Source organism: Cellvibrio sp. (assembly GCF_053579595.1).
In genome coordinates this window covers 1-3,059 of sequence record NZ_JBRFPI010000476.1, presented here as the reverse complement: position 1 = coordinate 3,059, position 3,059 = coordinate 1, and the positions used below count along the sequence as shown (strand labels likewise).

The 3,059-nt window shown below is 47.0% G+C and carries 4 protein-coding genes; all 4 read left to right on the top strand.

All coding sequences use genetic code 11. The annotated features are described in order from the left end of the window. Window positions 1–309, top strand: a 309-nt coding sequence (locus ACWA6V_RS19960) for a diguanylate cyclase domain-containing protein (protein WP_449524136.1), incomplete at its 5' end; no start/stop codon positions are given. A 14-nt stretch (window positions 310–323) separates the two neighbouring features. Then, window positions 324–1,865: an FMN-binding glutamate synthase family protein gene (locus tag ACWA6V_RS19955; RefSeq protein WP_449524135.1), complete on the top strand. Its 1,542-nt coding sequence runs from the start codon at window positions 324–326 to the stop codon at window positions 1,863–1,865. A gap of 28 nt (window positions 1,866–1,893) precedes the next feature. Continuing rightward, window positions 1,894–2,466, top strand: a complete 573-nt coding sequence (locus tag ACWA6V_RS19950; protein WP_449524134.1) for a DUF3806 domain-containing protein — start codon at window positions 1,894–1,896, stop codon at window positions 2,464–2,466. Window positions 2,467–2,692: 226 nt separating this feature from the next. After that, window positions 2,693–3,059 (top strand): MFS transporter (locus tag ACWA6V_RS19945; RefSeq protein ID WP_449524133.1); only part of this gene is annotated, 367 nt, incomplete at its 3' end.

Here is a 3,059-nt window from a genome sequence, read left to right as displayed (position 1 = left end):
GACACAGTCGCGCGCTACGGCGGCGACGAATTTATGATTATTATTTCAGCCCGGGAATTGCAATTGCGCGGCATGAGTACACGCCATATAAGCCGTCAGGTTGCCGATAAAATCCGCACCGCGTTGAACCAGCCATTCAAGATCGACAATTTTTTACTTAACATTTCCTGCAGTATCGGTATTGCGATTTATCCGCAAGACGGTGATGACAAAAACACCCTGATCAAACATGCTGATCTTGCAATGTATTACGCGAAATCAACAGGAAGAAATAACGTTAAACTGTACACTGACACTCAAATAGATTAGGAATTAAGAACACCATGATTGATTCACACTGGGCACTAAAACTGCTGACCTGGCTTGAAGTCAGTTTCATCTTGATAGTTGGTGCGGTCTTACTGACATTGGTGATTATGTATATCGCCGACATCACCCAAAATACGCATGCCATCCGCAAAAATTACCCGGTTATTGGCCGGTTCCGTTATTTTTTTGAACATCTCGGCGAGTTTTTTCGCCAATATTTTTTCGCCAATGATCGCGAAGAAATGCCCTTTAATCGCGCCGATCGCTCCTGGGTTTATCGTGCAGCGAAAAATGTTGATAGCAACATAGGATTTGGTTCCACACTCGATTTAAATGAACCGGGCACACTGATTTTTTTAAACGCCGTATTTCCCATCATGGAAAACGATGCGCTTATGCCCTCCCCCGTTACCCTTGGCCCTTTTTGCAGAACGCCATACGCAACCAACTCGATCTTCAATATTTCCGGTATGAGTTATGGCGCCATTTCCAGCCCCGCGATCAGAGCCTTATCGCATGGCGCAGCGAAAGCAGGCTGCTGGTTAAACACTGGGGAGGGAGGTTTGTCCCCTTACCATCTTGAAGGCAACTGCGATTTGGTATTTCAAATAGGCACCGCGAAGTACGGAGTGCGCGACCTGAATGGTAATTTGAGCGATGCGCGCCTACTGGATTTGGCGGCAAAACCACAAATCAAAATGTTTGAAATAAAATTAAGCCAAGGCGCTAAGCCCGGGAAAGGCGGCATATTGCCGGCAGAAAAAGTTTCCGCTGAAGTGGCATTGATTCGCGGTATCCCTGAGGGACAGGCATCGATCAGCCCGAATGGCCACACGGATATTCGCTCGGTGGCCGAGCTGTTGAAAATGATCAACCATATCCGCAATGTCACCGGTAAACCGGTTGGTTTTAAGGCCGTACTTGGCGAGAAAAATTGGTTAATCGATTTGATCAATGAAATCCGCATTCACGGCATTGAAGCCGCACCGGATTTTATTACCCTCGACAGCTCCGATGGCGGCAGCGGCGCTGCACCACAACCACTGATGGACCATGTAGGTTTACCCATCAAAGAAAGCCTGCCCTGGGTAACCGCGCTGTTAACAGAGGCAGGTTTAAAGGAGCGTATTAAAATTATCGTCGCGGGCAAACTGGTCACCCCTCACATGGTGGCATGGGCACTTGCCAGTGGTGCCGATTTTGTGAATAGCGCGCGTGGATTTATGTTTGCACTGGGCTGTATCCAGGCATTGCAATGCCACAAAAATACGTGCCCTACCGGCATTACCACTCACAATAGCAAATTGCAAAAAGGGCTTGACCCAACCAACAAAGCAGAGCGTGTGGCAGCCTATCAATACAACATCACAAAAAGCGTTGCTATGATTGCCCACTCCTGTGGCGTTGCTGAGCCGCGCCAACTAAAAAGCGAGCATATCCATATCGTCAATGCCAATGGATTTTCGGTACCGCTGGATGATTTCAATCCGCAACCCTTGATTTTTACCCCCCATGATTCCCACTTTGCCGGCAACAAAACGCTGACAAAAAATTAATTCTCACTATAGATGTTGCGAGGACACAATGAATTACCTGAAACCGCTTATCGCTTTGACGCTTACATGTAGTGTAGCTATCACAAATGCACAAACACCCCTTAATGTGGTGTCTGAACCCACTCCTGTTGCACCACCAAAAGATGTCGTTATTAAAGAACTAGGCTGGATGGACAAGAACAAAATGGAACAAGAGCTCACCAAGCTAAGCGAGTTGACACAAACCAAACTCGGCACACCGATTCGTAAAGATCTCAGTGATTTAGACACTATTCAGCGCCTTGTCGATAAAAACCTTGTCGAGCAAGACGATTATGAAACCCAACAAGCCATGGGCCTGGCCTTGGGCAACTTGATTCTGGCTGATTTTCCCAACACCTTTGAATGGAAAATTTACGAAGATGAAATTGGCCGCAGCCGCGCACTTTGCGTCAAAAAAACCAGCGACTGCCTGTTTCCAATCACCATGCTGTCACGCCGTATGGAAGTGGGCACAAAACCTGATGTGAAAAAAATTCACACCGATGCCATTATGCGCATGGAAAAACATCTGCCGAAATTACCCTATGACGGCGGCATAATGTACAAGTTTCCACGCTGATAAATATCACCCATGCAACGCATTACCTCCCTTCAAGGGCAATTAATTCCCCTTGATGGGCAAGAGAAAATTAAATCAACCAACCTGTCGATTTAATACCATCTCATTCGACTAACTAACGTAACCCATCAATCCTGCCAGCATTAACATTTACTGACAGAAGCTGGCATTGGCATTTGGGTATGATCCATCCCTGCGTTAGTTTATTTATCACGGAAGCCACTATATGTCTGATTACTCAACCCACCCCACACCCTCGCGTATTTCTGCGCAGGAATTTACCCTGCTGGTTGCGCTCCTGATGTCGATTGTGGCTATGTCGATTGATGCACTGCTCCCAGCTCTCGGATTCATTAGCAACGATATCCCACTCTCGCATAGCAATCAGGCGCAATACATTATCAGCGCCTTGTTTCTGGGGATGGCCATAGGCCAATTAGTATGTGGCCCCTTGTCCGATGCAACCGGACGTAAAAAAATTCTCTACGCCGGTATCGCACTGTTTTTTTGCGGCAGTTTGATTTGTTTTTTTGCGCAAGATATTAATACCCTGCTCATCGGGCGCTTTATTCAAGGCCTTGGAGTTGCAGGCC